The 969-nt window shown below is 44.4% G+C and carries 1 protein-coding gene; it reads right to left on the bottom strand.

Translation table 11 applies throughout. The features are described 5' to 3' along the window. Positions 1 to 969: hypothetical protein (locus H5154_RS22850; protein ID WP_182719743.1), on the bottom strand; the 969-nt coding region annotated here is incomplete at both ends.

A 969-nucleotide genomic window follows, 5' to 3' on the forward strand; every position in this document is an offset into this window, starting at 1 on the left:
TTTTTTGGCTAAGGTGACAGACTCGCTCAGTACTCTTCCTTCTCGCCAATAATAATGAAACAGCAGGACCGCAAAATAGCTCGCTTTTACATCATCTAATGGTAAGGTGGAGGCGATTACTTGATGTGCTTTGGTTAAAAGTGGTACAAGTAACCCATGATGCTCCCCTTTTGTATCATCTTGAGTGGTTCCCGCAATGCACGCGTTAAAAAAAGTAACATCAACCGTATTTTTCATGCGCTCAAGTGAATCTGAGGTAATGCTACGCCTATCTAGCATCAGTTTAGCACCGCCAGCGTTGTCTTCATCCGCTATACCATGACACGCAATGTGGGCAAAACTCAGTGGCTTATCGTGATATGGAAAAAGAGTGTCGGCTGTACAAGTATCTTGTGTTGCAAGGCTTATTGCCTGGCGCATGTCGTTACCATCATCTAATTGCTTGCAAAGCGCGAGCTGCTCTAACACTGTGTGTGGAATAAGAAAACGGATGTCTTCGTTTTCTATTGCGATAGCTTTACCTGCACAGGTTTGGCTGCTAATGGTATCGCTGCTAATGGTTACGTGGTGTCTTTCGCTGTCTTGCTGACCTAAGTTCAGTGCTTGGCGCTGGCGCCAAAGCGCGACGCCAGGTATGAATCTGTGCTTTATGGTTTCATTGCACCCTAAGCTTAACGGAAAGTTATGAGTTCTCCCTTGCGTAAGGTTTAGTATCTCTTTAATGCCGAGGTCAATTAACCAATGACTTAACGGGCTGCTCTCACCTTGCCAAACTTCTTGCATGGCGCGAGTGATATTATGCCATACCTGCTTAATGACATACTCAGGTGATTTAACAACTGCGCCATCAGCATAACGTTCAAGAACACCTTGGATATCAGCATCACTATAACTCATTGCATTTTTACGATAGCCTCGCCCTGACATTAATTTAGTTAAATCATCGTGCAGTGTCAGTAACCGTTCAAA

This window comes from Pseudoalteromonas sp. SR44-5, assembly GCF_014163675.1.
Classification (GTDB): Bacteria; Pseudomonadota; Gammaproteobacteria; order Enterobacterales; family Alteromonadaceae; genus Pseudoalteromonas; species Pseudoalteromonas rhizosphaerae.